Annotated in this window: 12 protein-coding genes; 1 reads left to right on the top strand and 11 read right to left on the bottom strand. The window is 42.7% G+C overall.

What is annotated here, in order from left to right; translation table 11 throughout:
- Positions 1 to 2: 2 nt before the first annotated feature.
- The 7 genes from NOL38_RS01455 to NOL38_RS01485 all read right to left on the bottom strand — a co-directional run bounded on the left by NOL38_RS01455 (position 3) and on the right by NOL38_RS01485 (position 10448).
- Positions 3 to 1913 carry a beta-glucoside-specific PTS transporter subunit IIABC gene (locus NOL38_RS01455; protein WP_277941163.1) on the bottom strand — a complete coding sequence of 637 codons (1911 nt, stop codon included), beginning with the start codon at positions 1911 to 1913 and terminating at the stop codon, positions 3 to 5.
- Positions 1914 to 2110: 197 nt separating this feature from the next.
- Positions 2111 to 2944 carry a BglG family transcription antiterminator LicT gene (licT, locus tag NOL38_RS01460; RefSeq protein ID WP_277941164.1) on the bottom strand — a complete coding sequence of 278 codons (834 nt, stop codon included), beginning with the start codon at positions 2942 to 2944 and terminating at the stop codon, positions 2111 to 2113.
- 179 nt (positions 2945 to 3123) lie between these two features.
- Positions 3124 to 3969, bottom strand: a complete 846-nt coding sequence (locus NOL38_RS01465) for an HAD family hydrolase (protein WP_277941165.1) — start codon at positions 3967 to 3969, stop codon at positions 3124 to 3126.
- A gap of 139 nt (positions 3970 to 4108) precedes the next feature.
- Entirely contained in the window at positions 4109 to 5869 is a 1761-nt protein-coding gene (lpdA, locus tag NOL38_RS01470) for a dihydrolipoyl dehydrogenase (protein ID WP_277941166.1), read from the bottom strand.
- A 269-nt stretch (positions 5870 to 6138) separates the two neighbouring features.
- Complete coding sequence (locus NOL38_RS01475; RefSeq protein WP_277941167.1) at positions 6139 to 7527, bottom strand: dihydrolipoamide acetyltransferase; 1389 nt, start codon at positions 7525 to 7527, stop codon at positions 6139 to 6141.
- A gap of 340 nt (positions 7528 to 7867) precedes the next feature.
- Entirely contained in the window at positions 7868 to 8863 is a 996-nt protein-coding gene (locus NOL38_RS01480; RefSeq protein ID WP_002942393.1) for an alpha-ketoacid dehydrogenase subunit beta, read from the bottom strand.
- Between the two features lie 616 nt (positions 8864 to 9479).
- The gene (locus NOL38_RS01485; RefSeq protein ID WP_029173494.1) at positions 9480 to 10448 is read right to left on the bottom strand and encodes a thiamine pyrophosphate-dependent dehydrogenase E1 component subunit alpha; all 969 of its coding nucleotides are present in this window, start codon (positions 10446 to 10448) and stop codon (positions 9480 to 9482) included.
- Positions 10449 to 10680: 232 nt separating this feature from the next.
- Here NOL38_RS01485 and NOL38_RS01490 point away from each other — a divergent pair, with 232 nt between their 5' ends.
- A complete protein-coding gene (locus tag NOL38_RS01490) occupies positions 10681 to 11340 on the top strand; it encodes a trimeric intracellular cation channel family protein (protein ID WP_277941168.1) in 660 nt (219 codons plus the stop codon).
- Between the two features lie 35 nt (positions 11341 to 11375).
- Here NOL38_RS01490 and NOL38_RS01495 read toward each other — a convergent pair whose 3' ends face one another.
- The 4 genes from NOL38_RS01495 to infB form a co-directional block, all read right to left on the bottom strand.
- Positions 11376 to 12530, bottom strand: coding sequence for a carbohydrate-binding domain-containing protein (locus NOL38_RS01495; protein ID WP_014736337.1), 1155 nt, complete (start codon positions 12528 to 12530; stop codon positions 11376 to 11378).
- Positions 12531 to 12697: 167 nt separating this feature from the next.
- Entirely contained in the window at positions 12698 to 13369 is a 672-nt protein-coding gene (locus NOL38_RS01500) for a colicin lysis protein (RefSeq protein ID WP_277941169.1), read from the bottom strand.
- Between the two features lie 125 nt (positions 13370 to 13494).
- Positions 13495 to 13848 (bottom strand): 30S ribosome-binding factor RbfA, encoded by a 354-nt coding sequence (gene rbfA / locus NOL38_RS01505; protein WP_002942382.1) that lies wholly within the window; start codon positions 13846 to 13848, stop codon positions 13495 to 13497.
- Between the two features lie 155 nt (positions 13849 to 14003).
- Entirely contained in the window at positions 14004 to 16826 is a 2823-nt protein-coding gene (gene infB / locus NOL38_RS01510; protein WP_277941170.1) for a translation initiation factor IF-2, read from the bottom strand.
- Between the last annotated feature and the right edge of the window lie 7 nt (positions 16827 to 16833).

The following is a 16833-nucleotide window of genomic DNA, read 5'->3' on the forward strand; positions in this document are numbered from 1 at the left end:
TTTTATTTGACCGTTGTCAACAAGTAATCACCACTGTTGATTTGGCTTTCTTGGGTTACCAAGATGTCCTCATAGTCAGCTGTATTGGTCACGATAATTGGAGTGATGACCGGTAGGTCAGCTGCTTTGATTTGGTGGAGATCAAATTCCAGCAATTTTTGTCCTGCTTCAACTTGGTCACCTACTTGGACGAAGGATTCAAAGCCTTTACCAGCTAGAGAGACTGTATCCATACCAATATGGATAAGGAGCTCTGCTCCATTTTCAGTACGAAGACCAATAGCATGTTTGGTTGGGAAAACAAGGGTCACTTCAGCTTTAGCTGGTGAAACAAGAATACCATCTAGGGGATCGATAGCAATCCCTTTACCCATTGCACCTGAAGCAAAGACTGCATCAGGAACATCTTCTAATTTAACTACTTTACCGATTAGTGGACTAGCAATAATTTCTTGTTTAATTTCTTTTAATTCTGGAACAGACTCCTTTGTTTCTTCAACGGACTTTTTTTCAGTTGGCTCTCCGTACAAGTAAGGAACTGGAAGGGCCATTTGGATAGCGAAGGATGCGACGATTGCAACTACTGTCAAAATAATCGCAGCAATCATACCTGACATATCACCGTTTGCTGGATTAACCAGAGACGGATACAAGAAGACACCCATACCACCTACAGAGTAACCTGTTACATTGAAGAACATAGTGGCAGCACCAATCACACCTGAAACAGCACATGAGATAAAGAACGGTGTTTTCATTGGAAGGGTCACACCGTAGATAGCTGGCTCAGTTACACCAAAAACAGATGAAACCAATGCAGGCATAGAAACTGTTTTAACCTTAGACTCCTTGGTCTTCAACATGATTGCCAAAAGAACACCGGTCTGTGTAAAGTTTGGAAGCAAGGCTGGTACAAGAATTGAAGACATACCGTTTGATGCTACTTGCATAATTGCCAATGGGACAACTGCCCAGTGCATTCCAAACATAACCAACACTTGCCAAGTCGCACCAAGAATCAAACCATAAAGCAATGGACTAAAGTTCATGATAGCAGTAAATGTATTTGACAAGACATCAGAGATAAAGTTTGCTACAGGACCAACCACCAAGAAGGTCAATGGAACAGCAAGCAAGATAGTCACAAATGGAACAACAAAGAGTTTGACAACATCTGGTGTGACTTTACGGATGTTTTTCTCAATAATTGAAGCCACCCACGTTGCGAGAATAGCTGGGATAACTGTTGACAAGTAGCTACCTGCTGTTGGTAAAACAAATGGAATACCAAATACATTATCCAGTCCTGCCTCTTTCAATGCTGCAAGCGATCCTGGCAAGGTTGGGTAAATCAAGGCCATACCGATTGCTAGAGCTGTAAATTCATTCATCTTAAACTTGCGAGCAGATGTCAAAGCCACCAACAATGGCAAGTATTGGAAGAAACCGTCGCCCGCTGCATTTAATATAGCATATATAGCACTATTATCACTCGTCAAGCCTCGCGAAGCCATAATGGCAACAAGACCTTTAATGATACCAGCAGCAGCCAAAGGTCCCAAAAAGGCTTGGAAGATACCTGATAACAAATCAATAAAGCGGTCAAACAGATTTCCCTTCGGTCCGTCACCTTCATCAATATCCAAGGCGCCATCTCCTGAGATACCAGCAACTTTTTGTACCGCTGCATAAACATCAGGTACATGGTTGCCGATAACCACTTGGTATTGACCACCTGCTTGAACTACTGTCACAACGCCATCACGCGCCTTCAAGTAGTCTGTATCAGCCTTGCTCTCATCCTTGAGACCAAAACGAAGACGATTCACGCAGTGTTTCAAACTGCTGATGTTTTCTTTTCCACCAACATGAGCTACAATATCTGTAGCTAAATCTGTATAATCCTTTGCCATTTTCCGGCTCCTTTCTTTTCTGGAAAAACAGAAAAACCTAAACATATACCAAACACTACCTCTTGGCCCAAGCCAAAAAGAGTATCTTGTATATATTTAGGTTTTGCCTGCTAACCAGTAACAATCCTTTTGTTGAGATTATGATAACACATCGCAAATTAAATTGCAAGCGTTTTTTTTTTTTTTTTTTTTATTTTTTAACTAGTTTTTAAACGTTGAATATGAATGGTTAAATAGACTTGTTCATCTTTGGACATTTCAAAATGGTAAACTTCCGCAATATGCTGACGAATCTTAGTCGTACAAGCAAATGAATCAGGATAGTTAGCCATCACCTGTTCATACAAAAATGCATCATTGACCCCTTCGACCACACCATTGGCCACACGTTGAGCAAAATACTGAATATGTGTTACAAATCGATGATAGCTGGTATCCTCCTCGTAGGTCACACTACCAAAATGAAGTCGGACAATGTCTAAAATCTGAGTCACGATTTTACTAATGGTTTGGGTTTCCTTGCCAAAAGCACCATTCTTCTGAGCATTTACCAGATGGAGAGCGATAGACGAGGCCTCTCCCTTTCCTAGTTCCAAGCCTAAACGCTCCTGCACCAACTGCAAGGCTTCTAAACCAATTTGGTATTCCTTCGGATAAAACTTACGTACTTCCCAAGACAGCGGGTTCTCAATAAAGATACCTTCACGGCATCGCTGAAATACAAAATGTAAATGGTCTGCTAAGGCTAGATACAAAGACAAATCAAACTGAACTTCTAAAGTTTCTTCTGCCCTATTGATAATGGCATTGACTACTTCGACTTCACTGCTCTCCATTTGCAGGTACAGACTCGATAAATCTGATTGTTGGTAGTCATTTTGTAGCACAAAGGTTTTCTCGATTTTGCTGGTGTCTAATTCTTCCCCTGCTTTTTTCTGAAAACCTAATCCCTTCCCCATGACAATCAGTTCACTTCCTTGATCATCAATCGCTTGAACAACGTTATTGTTGTAGACTTTATCTATATGCATGTATTTTCACCACCTCATTACTCTACTGATAAAAAAGAACCCAAGCATATAGCAAATAAGGCTGTTCCCAGACCCTTCACTATCTGCTTAGGTTTTGCCTGCTTATCAGTAACAATCCTACTCTTATCTTATCAGATTGTAAGCGGTTTTGCAAGGTTTGCTATGATTTATTCTGAGAGCTACTTGTCAAGTAGTCCCAATCGTTCAAAGGCATTATAGAGGCCATCTTCTTCTACATCGTCCGTTATCATATCTGCCATAGCCAAGATTTCCGCTCCGCCATTTCCCATAGCAACACCAACAGCACAATAGTCCAGCATGGAAATATCAATTTTAGCATCACCAAAGGCGATAGAGTCTGCCTGACTAGCTCCTAAGTGGTCCAGCAATACAGAAATTGCATGGGCCTTGTCGATGTCTCTCACCCCCAAGTCACCAAAGAGAGCTGACTCTCCGCGACCTCCCCATGTGTTTGCGACCAGTTGCGGAAAGGCTTGCTTGGAATCCAAGTGGTCCTGGTAGGAATCGAGCACGAAACTGACTTTGTTGAGGTCATTGCGGTAGAGTTGACCATCAAAAATCATGCCGTGTATAACGTCTTCTACTTCCTGATCGGCCACCTCTTCTGCAGTTTTCCCCTTGTTCATGGAATAAATTCGCAGGGTTTCACGGGCACGTTCACGGAAATTTTCACTGGCAAAGAGGCCGTTGTTGCTTTCCAGGTAAAATTCCAAGCCGCGTTCATGGAGCCAGTCCACAATCGCTCGGCTATCTTCTTCTGATAGGAGCTGGTGCATGATGACCTGACCTTGATGCTCGACATAAGAGCCGTTGCCACCAATCATTCCGTCAAGACCAATCTCCCATAGTTCTGGCTGCATTTCAGCCCGACTGCGACCAGTACAGACATAGACCAGGTGACCATTTTCTCTAGCCTGCCGAATAGCACGAATAGCTGATTCTGGAATCCGATTATGATAGTCTACCAAGGTTCCGTCAACATCTAAAAATATAATCTTGCGCATCTTTATTCTCCTTGCCTTTTTCTACTACAAGTATAGTCTGTTTTTCTATCAAATAACAGTCAAAAACTGCGAAAGATTGATACTATTGTATGAACATCAAAAAAAGAAAGCCACATGGACTTTCTTTTTGCTTAGCTGATTACTTACGTTTTGGTGGGTTGTGGATTGCAACACCAAGCACATCGAGGAAGGCTTCATACATAACTTCTGAGAAGGTTGGGTGACCATGGATTGATGCTGCCACGTCGTCAACTGTCAACTCAGATTCCATGATGGTTGCTGCTTCGTTGATCATTTCAGCTGCAACTGGACCAATGATGTGAACACCAAGGATTTCGTGGTATTTCTTATCCGCAATCACTTTTACGAAACCATGTGCTTCGTTAGATGCAATAGCACGACCGTTACCAGTGAAACTGTTGCGACCGATAAGGATGTTTTCTTTACCGTATTTCTCGATAGCTTGGTCTTCTGTCAAACCAACCATAGCGATTTCTGGGTGTGTGTAAACCGCTGCTGGTGTGAAGTCCAATTTAGCCTTGTGGTGGTTACCATGGATGGCATTTTCAGCTGCCACTTCACCCATACGGTAAGCAGCGTGGGCCAACATCTTGGTACCGTTGACATCACCTGGTGCGTAGATACCTGGGATAGAAGTTTCTTGGTACTCGTTGACCTTGATACGACCGCGGTCAAGCTCAAGGTTAAGATTTTCAAGACCAGCCAATTGTGGTACACGACCGATTGAAAGAAGGGCTTTTTCAGACACGATTTCTGAGCCGTCATTCAACTTGATTGTCAATTGGTTATTGGCTTCGACGATTTCAGATACACCAACAGATGTCAAGAATTTCATACCTTTCTTAGAAAGGACTTTTTGCAATTCAACAGACACTTCGCGGTCCATACCAGGAATGATACGGTCTGCCATTTCAACAACTGTTACTTCTGTTCCATATGATGCGTAAACCAAACCAAGTTCTACGCCGACTACGCCCCCCCCCATAACAGTGAGTGACTTAGGAATTTCACGCAAGTCAAGAATATCATCAGAAGTCAATACCAACTTAGAATCGATACCTGGAATATTGATGCGGGATACTTTCGAACCTGTCGCAAGAATGATGCTACGGCCTTTGATAACCTTGTCGCCGATGACAACAGTCTTGTCAGGGTTTACTTGACCAAGACCATTGAAGATAGTCACCTTGTTTGCTTTCAAGAGTCCGGCTACACCACCTGTCAAGGTCTTCACAACCTTGTTCTTGAAGTCAACTGTCTTGTCCATATCAACGGTATAGTTTGTTGAAGCAAGGTTGATACCACGCTCAGCTGCAATCTTCAAGCCGTCAAGGATTTCAGCGTTTTTAAGGTAGGTCTTAGTTGGGATACAACCCTTGTTCAAGCAAGTACCACCAAATTCTGATTTCTCAACGATAGCGATTTTACCGCCCAATTGAGCACCACGAATAGCAGCGTAGTAACCAGCAGGACCACCGCCGACAACAACCATGTCGTACTCGTCAGCTGCCAATTCAGCCTTAGGAGCTTGTGGAGCTGTTGCAGGAGCTGCAGGTACTTCCAAACCAGCTGCTTTCAAGTCAGCAGTTGCTTGAGCAACCTCAGCTGGATCAGGTGCGCTACCAACTTCAACTGATTCGCCTTCTGCACCAAGGTAAGCAATGACTTCTGTTACAGGAACAGTTGCACCGTTACCATGAACGATTTTCAAAAGAACACCCGATTCTTCTGCTTCCAATTCCATACTTGTCTTGTCTGACATCATCTCCAAGATAACGTCACCTTCGTTGACAAAATCACCCTCTTGTTTTTTCCACTCGATGATTTCGCCCTCTTGCATATCTACACCAAGTTTAGGCATAATAATTTCAATTGCCATAGTTATGATACAAAGAACGTTAAATGCGACAGAATTTTAGGAGTCCAACGTAGGATGCTTGCATCCGAAGCGAACTATCTAAATTCCGAAGCATTTAGTTCGTGTTCAAATGTCACGAACTCGTTCTACATCCTTTCTTTGTTTTTTCTCTTTACCAAATTGAGCACAGGCTAAAAACCTATTGAAAAAGATAAATCGCCTCGTGCCTCAAGGCACATCGTTGATTTCCTATTTTCATACGGTTTTCTTAACGCCTTTTGCATCTTATCTTAAATCAACAATTCCAATGGATTTTCCAGCAAGTTCTTCAAGTCAACCATGAACTTAGCACCATTCATACCGTCAACGATACGGTGGTCAATGGTCAAGCAGAGTGCCATGATTGGACGGATTTTGATTTCTCCGTCGATAACAACTGGTGTTTGAACAGTTGCTGCTACACCAAGGATTGCTGAGTTTGGTTGGTTGATGATTGGGTTAAAGGTTTTAGTACCAAACATACCCAAGTTGGTGATAGAGAAGGTTGAGCCTGACATTTCAGCTCCCTTCAACTTACCAGATTGAGCTTTCTTGATGACATCTTTCGAAGCCACCACGAAGTCAGACAAGCTCATCTTATCTGCACCATGAACAACTGGCACCACCAAGCCTTCATCCAAACCTACTGCGATACCAAGGTTGACAAACTTGTGCAATTCGATTTCCTGTGCATCATTAATCAATGACGCATTGAGGTAGCGGTGTTCTTCTTTCATCAAGGTACGCGTTACCGCTAGACCAATCAAGTCTGTGAAGGTCACTTTCAAACCTGTCTTATTCATGATCGGCTCAAGGACTTGCTTACGCAGTGCCATGAGGTTGGTCATGTCAATATCGTAGTTAAGCGTAAAGGTTGGAGCTGTCAAGTAAGAGTTGACCATACCTTTTGAAATCGCCTTACGTATTGGGCTCATCTTGATGATTTCAACGCCTTCTGGCAATTCTTTAGCTGGTTTTTCTTCAGCTTTTGGTGCTGGCGCAACAGTTTCTACAGCTGCAGGAGCAAGTACTGCAAGAACGTCATCCTTAACAATCTTACCGTTGACACCTGAACCTGTAAGGGTTGACAAGTCAACACCTTGGTCTGCTGCAATACGGGCTGCAAGCGGAGTTGCTTTTGGAGCTGCTCCCTTGAAGTCTTCGACGTCAACCTTGTGGACACGACCGTTAGCACCTGTTCCTGGAACAAGACCTAAGTCAATTCCAAGCTCACGCGCCAATTTACGTGCTGCTGGAGTCGCACGAACCTTGCCACCACCTTGTGGTTTGGCAGCAGTTGCAGGAGCAACGATTACTGGTGTACGACCCGCAGGTACTTCTTCAATAGCTGCAGCTGGCTCAACAGCAGGAGCAGATGAAGCGCCGGCTTCAACCGTTTCACCTTCAGCACCGATGTAGGCAATAACTTCTGTTACAGGAACGGTAGCACCGTTTCCGTGAACAATTTTCAATAGGACGCCTGACTCTTCTGCTTCCAGCTCCATGCTAGTCTTGTCAGACATCATTTCCAAGATGACGTCGCCTTCGTTGACGAAATCGCCCTCTTGTTTTTTCCACTCGATGATTTCACCTTCTTGCATGTCCACACCGAGCTTAGGCATAATGATTTCAATAGCCATTATTAAGATACCAAGTCCGAACAGAAAACGAATGAAAAATAGGAAATCGTCGAAAATCCTGATTTTCGTAACGATTTATCTTTTTTCCGAGTTTTCCGGACGGGTTCAATTCCTTTCTTTCAGTTTCTTACCTTGTCAAGAACCAAACCAGACTTCGATAATCGAAGCGGCTCAATTCTTTTCCAAGCATTCTTAGTCATGCTAGAACATTTTATTTCTAGCATATTAGGGTTGTCGTCTTTCCGATTGCTTTTCTGATAAAGCGATTTAGTGCAGGCATAACTTACGTTAGGCAAGCCAAATCAACACAGCCAGAAAAGATAAGTGGATGACGATAAGATTAACCCTTGTTTACTTGCTTGTAGATTGCTGCTTTGATTTTCTCTACGTTTGGCAATACTGCGTTTTCAAGAATGTTTGCGTAAGGAACTGGTACATCGTCTGAAGCGATACGGATGATTGGTGCATCCAAGTAGTCAAAGGCTTCGCTTTCTGTGATGATTGATGCGATTTCACCGATGAAACCACCTGTTTTGTAAGCATCGTTAACCAAGATAACCTTACCAGTTTTCTTCACAGATTCGATGATCAATTCTTTATCCAATGGGATAAGGGTACGTGGGTCAACCACTTCTACGCTGATGCCTTCCGCAGCTACTTCTTCAGCCGCTTTCAAGGCACGTTCCAACATACGACCGTATGAAATGATGGTTACATCTGTACCTTCACGTTTGATTTCACCTTTACCAAGTGGAATGTAGAAATCTGGATCCAAGTTAACTTCTTCTTTTTTACCATAAAGAGCTTTTGGCTCCAAGAAGATAACAGGGTTGTTATCAAGGATAGATGATTTCAACAGACCTTTTGCATCGTTAGCTGTACCTGGTGCAACCACCTTGATACCTGGAATGTGGGTCAACCAAGCTTCAAGAGATTGTGAGTGCTGTGCTGCTGAACCGATACCTGAACCTGAAGCCACACGGAAAGTTACAGGTGTTTTCAAACCACCACCAAACATGTAGTTGGTTTTGGCAGCCTGGTTAACAATTGCATCAAGGGCAATTGTGATGAAGTCCATGAAAGTCAAGTCAACGATTGGACGAAGACCTGTTTGAGCCGCACCAACCGCAGAACCAGCGATTGCAGCCTCAGAGATAGGCGTGTCGCGAACACGTTTTGGACCAAACTCGTCCAACATACCAACAGATGTACCGAAGTCACCGCCGTAGATACCGACGTCTTCACCCATCAAGAATACTTTTTCATCCTTACGCATTTCTTCGCTTTGAGCCAAGTTAATCGCTTCACGCAAGGCCATTACTTTTGTTTCAGCCATTTTTTACTCCTAATTTATATCAATTTATCTTTACTGTACTAAGGAAAATCAAACAATTACCACGATGTAGCATCATTTAGTTTTTTTATTACTTCGACGTAAGAGGAAACTCTGTTTCCTTATTTCCAACTTCAGTTATGCCTATGGCTCGTTGCCTAGTACTAAAAGCAAACTAAAAGACTATAATTGTTTATAGCTCCAGCTTGAGGCACCGTAGAATTGTACTCGAACTAAGGACTGTGCAAAAAAGATAAATCAGCAGGAAATCCCAATTTCCTTGGCTGATTTCCTATTTTCGCTGTGTCCTTTTAACGTTCTCGTTACTTACGACACGGAGACTATTCAGCCGATATTGCTGAATAGGCGAAGTTAGCTCCAAACATTTGGGAAATGTTTGGAGGTCTCCCAATAGGGAGAACTTTGTTCTCCTCCTGTAAGTAGGTAGTCCACCATAGTGGCTACCGTAGTTTGACTTGCTCTTTAGAGCTTAGTCAAACTTCTTACGTTAGTAGTTGGGTTCAGACTAGAGGCTTGGAAAAATAGATGAGCCATTAGTGATGTCCACATCACTAGCTGACTCCCTAATTTTTCTTTGCCTCTTTAACGTCCTCACACCCTAGTCTACAAACACATCCTCATACGCTACTGAGATGTCTGGATCTGGGCTTTCTTGTGCGAATTTCACAGATGCTTCTACTTGTTCTGCGACTTGTGCTTCGATGGCATCCAATTCTTCGTCTGTCGCAATCTTGTTTTCTGTCAAGTATTTGCGGTATTTCTTAAGTGGGTCTTTTGCTTTCCACTCATTGACTTCTTCTTTAGTACGGTAAACACCTGCATCGGCAGTTGAGTGACCAAACCAGCGGTACGATTCAACTTCGACCATGGCAGGACCATTTCCTGCACGAACGTACTCGATGACTTCTTGCATTTTTTCATAAACGGCAATAACGTCGTTACCATCCTCAACATAATGACCTGGAATACCGTATGCAGCAGCACGTTGGTAGAGGTGAGGAATCTTAGTAGAATAAGAAATATCAGTTGAAATACCGTAACGGTTGTTTGTAATGAAGAAGATAACTGGCAAGTTCCAAACAGCTGCCAAGTTCATTGACTCGTGGAATGAGCCTTCATTTGTCGCTGAGTCACCTGAGAAGGCGATAACGATGTTATCTGTACCAAGGTATTGTTGCGTAAGGGCCGCACCCACCGCAAGGGCATAACCACCACCAACGATACCGTTTGAACCGAAGTTTCCTTTTTCAACGTTGGCCAAGTGCATAGATCCACCACGGCCCTTAGATGTACCAGTTGCCTTACCAGCAAGTTCAGCCATCATACCGTTGATGTCAATCCCTTTTGCGATAACGTGACCGTGACCACGGTGGTGTGAGAAGATGATGTCCTGCTCTGTCAAACCAGCGATTGGGCCAACAGCCGCAGCTTCTTCACCGACTGAGAAGTGAGTCATACCTTGTACGAAACCGCGACGCACTAATTTGTTTAATTTCATATCAACATCACGGATTTGTTGCATTTTTAGGAACATATCCAAATGTTGTTCTTTTGAGATAGATACCATAATTTCCTCCAAAGGTTTTTCTCTTTCTGTACTATGATAGACCAATATTTCACAAATGGCAAGTAATTGAACCGTTTTCTTTTTACAGAAATTTTCGTGAAAACCTTGATTTAGTGCGATTTTTCACAAATCCTCAAAAGATTCGCTTTACTTATTTGAAACTTTTTTCACAAACTTTAAAATAAGCTTGCACGCCGTCTTTCTTTCTGTTAATATAGGTACGGAGGTTCTTATGGAATTCGATTTATTTCTTATGATTTGTAACTACATAGGCACTATCGCATTTGCTGTTTCGGGGGCCGTAAAAGGATTTAAGAAAAAGTTAGATATTTTTGGAATTAGCTTGCTCGGCATCATTACCGCCGTTGGTGGGGGAATTATTCGAGATACGATGGCCAATCGCATTCCTGCTGCCTTGACTGATCCTACAGCCATCTATTTATCTCTCGGAGTAGCGATTAGCATGTACTTAATTGTTATCAATCTAAAGCAGGACAAACCACTTGATAAGAAGATGATTCATTTCCTTTCCCAGACAAACCTTATCTTTGATGCAATCGGTCTAGCCATCTTCGCCCTCATTGGAGCCACTACTGGCATCTCTCTCCAGCTAAACGCTCTAACCAGTGGTATTCTGGCAGCTTTGACAGGTGTCGGAGGCGGAATCGCCCGTGATTTACTCGTCAATGAAACACCTATTGTTCTTAAAGAAGATGTCTATGCTGTCCTTGCATTTTTCTCAGGAGTCCTCTATCATCTTTGCGTTGTAAATTGGAAATTACCACAAATTCCAACCTTCATCACTATTTTTACCATTTCTTTAATCATTCGATTATTGGTAATTAAATACAAAATCAATCTTCCCAATATGGAAAGCAAACGAAAGGTCTGAGTTCGTCAACTCAGACCTTTTTGTATTATTATTGATTACCAGCCACCGTGGCCACCAGCACCTGGTCCTGTTGCTGTGATTTGAGTAATCTGCTCACCGTTAACTGTCACAGTACCTCCTGTCAATTCAGCAGTTCCGTCGAAGTCAAAAGCAGATTGAGCTGTTACATCGATTGTACCACCTGAGATATAAATGTCTCCATTAGCATCAAAGGCATCCGTATCTCCACTACCTACAGCTACTTTCAAGTCACCGCCAGTTACCTTGATGAAGATTTCTGATGACGTTGTACTTGCCGCATTAATAGCATCATCTGAACCGTAAACATCTAATGTACCACCGTTGATAGTGATATTAGTTCCTTCCAAGGCTTCTGCTGATTCTGATACTGTAATGGTACCTCCGTCAATTGTCAAAGCCGTCTCCGCTTTAATACCATCATCACCCGCTTTTACAGTAATTTCACCACCTGTGATAGTTGTATAACCTTTGGTAGTATCTGTATCATTTGTAGACTTGATACCATCACCACCTGCTGTTACATTGATTGTACCACCATTGATTGTCAATGAATCCTTACCACGGATACCATCATCCACTGCAGTGACGGTAATATTTCCTGAATTCACGACAAGGTCATCTGTCGATACGATGCCGTCTTGGAAGTTGCCTTCAACGGTTAGGCTACCATTTCCTGTAATGGTCAAATCAGCTTCAACATGGATAGCCCCTTCAATATTGGTATCTGTATGATTGCTGGTATCTTTCACTGTATTCGTCGTACCATCTTTGATTTCCAATTCAACATTGTCAGCATTAATAACATTGATTGCTGCTGTATCTGAACTTGAAATCTCAGCACCTGCTAGAATGATGCGAACATTGGCATCTGTTTCAACCGTTACACCAGCTGTTGTTGAACCAGTCAAAATATAGGTTCCACCCTCAGTAATTTTCAAGCCATCATTTGAAAGCGTCACTTCTGTCGTTGGAAGGGCTGACCAGTCAATAGTTGACGAGCTTGAATCTGATGAAGTGCTATTATTTGAAGTTGTCGCTACACTTGTCTGACTAGTTGCTGCTGAGCTTGAAGTAGTCGTTGAACTTGAAGTAGATGAACATGCTGCTAAGACACCAAGGCTCATAAGAGTAACACCAGAGTAAAGTAATTTTTTAAGATTTGTTTTCATAATGTAGATTCCTTTTCTTTCTTTAGGAAGTCGTATCCCTTCCTGATATGCTCCTAGTTTACCTTTCCTTCCTAAAAGAAAGATTAAAGATTGCCAAAAGAAAACTTAAAGTTCTAGGAACTACAAAAGGCCGGGAAACCCAGCCTAGGAATAATCATTGATAAAATCTATAACTTAACCCAATGCAAGCTTTTCAACTCAAGCAAGGGAGAAGTTTCAGGATTGGTATCTGATTCAGAAATGCGTTTTAAACCTGGAATCATCGCATTGTATTGATAAATGCGAAAAATACCATCTCCTTCAAATAAGTATGTTCCATCCTGTAAAGGACGAAGTAGGGCGTCCGGTCCAATTTCAAATCCAAGATTGCGGAAATTATCCACCAAACGTAGACTCTCTTCGGCAAGCTGAGTATAGAGGTCAATTAAGACATATTCTCCCGACTTGTCCAAAGCTAGAAGCAGCTCCTCTGTACCATCATGGTTGACATCATACAAACTATAAAATATTCCACTGTATTCTTGCCCCTGGCTAGTTAATAAGCTCAGATAGCTACTGACCTCATCCTGATTGATTGCCTCAGCAGGCTGCCCCATATTCGCTTGATAACGATCAATAACTGATTGGTATACTTCACTTAGCTCAGGAGTGGTCACTGAGGATGCTTGCATCTCGGAGCTAGATGCTATTGTTGACGCTTGCTGCAAACTAGAACCATCTGAAACTTGGCTTGAAGCACTAGAACTAGAACTCTCACCACCTTTTACCTGATTAGACTGACAAGCAGCTAATAGTACTACCGTGGACACTAACAGCAGTTTACTAATAAATGTTTTCATAACTTCCTCCTGTGCTCTATCTTTGGTCTTAGTATAACATCTTTCCGAGGGCTTGTAAACGCCACCATATTTGGACAAAGCATCCGAACCAGAAAAAGCCGAATGTTTCCATCCGACTTTTGTTGTTAATCTTTCTGATCAAGAGCACGCAACATTTGGTCAATTTTATTGCCGTACTCAATTGATTGGTCTTTTTCAAAGACCAAATCCGGAATTTTATAAAGAGTTAACTTACGACCAAGTTCTCTCTTAATGGTTCCCGTCGCTTTTTCAAGACCCGTTTGTGCTTTTTGATTATCGGATGCCAAATTACTCATGATTGTGTAGTAAACCTTGGCCATTGACAAATCGCCGACCATCTGAACATCTGTAATGGTCACTCCCTGCACACGTGGATCACGAACTTTCTTTTGCAAAATCTCATTGACTTCGCGCTTGATTTCCATCCCGACACGGTCTGTACGAAAATGATTCGCCATATTCTTTCCTTTCTTAGATGATAGAAAAGCTGAGTTTCCCCAGCTTGAATAATCCAAGTAGATTAAAAACTATTGCTTTAAAACCTACTAAAATCTATTAAATTGTCACTTCCTCGACAAAATCACTTGTCTATGACTTTGACAGTGAGAAAATATTATTTTTTGATTTCTTCCATGATGTAAGCTTCAATGGTATCATCAACTTTCAAGTCGTTGTAGTTCTCAATCATCAAACCACCCTCTTGGGCATTACCAACTTCTTTCACGTCATCTTTATAGCGTTTCAAACTAGCTAGTTTACCATCAAATACTACAACACCATCACGGATAACTCGAACACTTGAATCACGGGTAACCTTACCACGTACGACCATGAAACCACCGATCGTTCCAACTTTGGATACCTTGAAGGTTTCACGAATGATTGCCTCACCAATGATTTTTTCTTCATATTCTGGATCAAGCATACCTTTCATAGCATCTTCCATCTCTTCGATAACCTTGTAAATGATGCTGTGAAGACGTACTTCAACATCATCTGCTTCAGCTTGGCTACGCGCTTCAGCTGTTGGACGAACGTTGAAACCAATCACAAGAGCATTTGAAGCTTCCGCAAGAGTAATATCTGATTCATTGATAGCACCAACTGCAGAGTGGACGATATTGACACGTACTCCCTCGACTTCAATCTTTTGAAGCGATGATGCAAGAGCTTCAACAGAACCTTGTACGTCGGCCTTGATAATCACATTAACTGACTTAACCTCACCTGCTTTAAGGGTATCAAAGAGGTTTTCAAGACTAACTCGTTGCGTTGCTTGACGCTGTTTAAGAAGAGCACGTTTAGCACGTTCTTCACCTGCTGCACGAGCTGATTTCTCATCCTCGTAAACTGCAAAGTGATCGCCTGCCATAGGAGCTTCGTTCAAACCAGTAATAGATACCGGTGTAGATGGACCAGCAGTTTTAACACGACGACCAAGGTCGTTTGTCATGGCACGAACACGTCCGAAGGTATTTCCGACAACGATTGGGTCTTGAACATTAAGTGTCCCTTGTTGAACGAGGAGGGTTGCAACCGCACCTTTCCCTTTATCCAAATGCGCTTCGATAACTGTACCAATCGCACGAACAGTTGGGTCTGCCTTCAGTTCTTGGATTTCAGCAACCAAAAGAACAGTTTCCAACAATTCATCAATGTTTTGGTTAAACTTAGCTGAGATTTCTACAAATTCAGATTCTCCACCCCAAGCGGTTGAGATAACACCATGCTCAGCCAATTCACCGATGACACGCTCTGGGTTTGCACCTGGCTTGTCAATCTTGTTGATAGCTACAATGATTGGCACATTAGCTGCTTTTGAGTGGTTGATAGCCTCAATCGTTTGTGGCATGACACCATCATCTGCAGCAACGACTAGGATGGTCAAGTCGGTAACAGATGCACCACGTGCACGCATAGAAGTAAAGGCCGCGTGTCCTGGAGTATCCAAGAAGGTAATTTTCTTACCAGCTTCCTCAATTTGGTAGGCACCGATATGCTGTGTGATACCTCCAGCTTCTCCAGTAGCAACACGAGAATTACGTAGGGTATCCAACAAGGTTGTTTTACCATGGTCAACGTGTCCCATGATAGTCACAACAGGTGGGCGTTCTGTCATCTCTTCTTCATTGAGGTAGCCCTCTTCTACGAAGAAACGCTCAATATCTGCGTTATCGACCTCTACCTTTTCTTTCGCTTCAATACCATAATCAACCATGAGGAGTTCGATAGTATCTCCATCCAAAGATTGGTTTTGAGTCGCCATAACTCCCATAAGGAAGAGTTTTTTCACAATTTCAGCAGGTTCACGTTTGATTCGTTTTGCAATTTCTGCGACGGTCATGCCAGCAGTGTATTCAAATTCAGTTGGCAATTCGTGGAACTTGCGTTCTGTGACAGGCTTGGCAGGTTGGTTAGCCTTGCCTTTTTTATTTTTCTTGTTGTTATTCCAGTTACTTGTTCTTTGATTTCTCACTTGATTTTGACTATTTCGATTTCTTTGTTGTTTCCGTGGACCATCTTCTTCGTCACCATTAAAGTCACGTTTTTTATCTGGTCGAGCTTGTTTCTTACGACGGGTATCTACAGTAGTTTCTGCAACTTGCTCTGGTACCGATGCAACAGGTGCAGGCTTCACAAATGGTTTGCTTTCCACAACCGGTTCTTCAAACTTAATTTCTTTTGGCTTCTTAGGTTGCTTTTTAGCTTCCTGAGCCTGACGAAAACGTTCTTCACTGGTACGAGCATACTCCGCATTTTGTTCTGCTTTCAAAGCAGCAGCACGCGCTTTGAAGTCAATTTTAGGTCCTGCTGGTTTTGCAGCCTCTCTTTGTTCAAAGCGAGCTGACCGACCTGAACGATTGTCCTGACGACGGTTGTCTCGATTATCGCGACGGTCTCCAAATCGGTTGTCTTTCCGCTCTTCTGGACGCTGGTCACGACGATTGTCGCGGCGATCATTTCGCTCATTGTTTGAACGTCCCTGACCTAGTTGACGGTTGTCACGACGGTCCTGACCAGATTTAGCTTGACCACCTTTTCCTTGATTCTGAGCTCGCTTAGCAGCCTGCTCTTTGGCCCGTGCTTCACGTTCTGCCTTAAAGTTTCGACTCTGTGGACGATGTGGAGCTGATTGTACTGCACTTGCCGCAACTTCTTCTTTTACTACTGGCTGTGTTTCCTTAGCTTTTTCTACCTTAGCTGTTTCCACTTTTGGAGCTTCATCAACCTTCTCAGGCTTGCTAACTTTTGCCGCAACTTTAGTTGCCTCTGATTTTTGTCCCCCAAAGCTTTCTGCAAGGCGTTTAGCACTTGCTTCATCTACGCTTGAAGCATGACTTTTGACTTCAAAACCCAATTCTTGAGCCTTAGCAACAACTTCCTTACTGCTTACGCCTAATTCACGGGCTATTTCATTCAATCTCTTCTTAGACAATGCCTTG

The organism is Streptococcus suis (assembly GCF_029616525.1).
Classification (GTDB): Bacteria; Bacillota; Bacilli; order Lactobacillales; family Streptococcaceae; genus Streptococcus; species Streptococcus suis_AF.

Bases quoted from the DNA above. Each gene is read 5' to 3' on its own strand.
- licT (WP_277941164.1), bottom strand. From the start codon at position 2,944: ATGCATATAGATAAAGTCTACAACAATAACGTTGTTCAAGCGATTGAT.
- rbfA (WP_002942382.1), bottom strand. From the start codon at position 13,848: ATGGCGAATCATTTTCGTACAGACCGTGTCGGGATGGAAATCAAGCGC.
- NOL38_RS01495 (WP_014736337.1), bottom strand. From the start codon at position 12,530: ATGAAAACAAATCTTAAAAAATTACTTTACTCTGGTGTTACTCTTATG.
- NOL38_RS01465 (WP_277941165.1), bottom strand. From the start codon at position 3,969: ATGCGCAAGATTATATTTTTAGATGTTGACGGAACCTTGGTAGACTAT.
- NOL38_RS01475 (WP_277941167.1), bottom strand. From the start codon at position 7,527: ATGGCTATTGAAATCATTATGCCTAAGCTCGGTGTGGACATGCAAGAA.
- lpdA (WP_277941166.1), bottom strand. From the start codon at position 5,869: ATGGCAATTGAAATTATTATGCCTAAACTTGGTGTAGATATGCAAGAG.
- NOL38_RS01490 (WP_277941168.1), top strand. From the start codon at position 10,681: ATGGAATTCGATTTATTTCTTATGATTTGTAACTACATAGGCACTATC.
- NOL38_RS01455 (WP_277941163.1), bottom strand. From the start codon at position 1,913: ATGGCAAAGGATTATACAGATTTAGCTACAGATATTGTAGCTCATGTT.
- NOL38_RS01485 (WP_029173494.1), bottom strand. From the start codon at position 10,448: ATGGTATCTATCTCAAAAGAACAACATTTGGATATGTTCCTAAAAATG.
- NOL38_RS01500 (WP_277941169.1), bottom strand. From the start codon at position 13,369: ATGAAAACATTTATTAGTAAACTGCTGTTAGTGTCCACGGTAGTACTA.
- NOL38_RS01480 (WP_002942393.1), bottom strand. From the start codon at position 8,863: ATGGCTGAAACAAAAGTAATGGCCTTGCGTGAAGCGATTAACTTGGCT.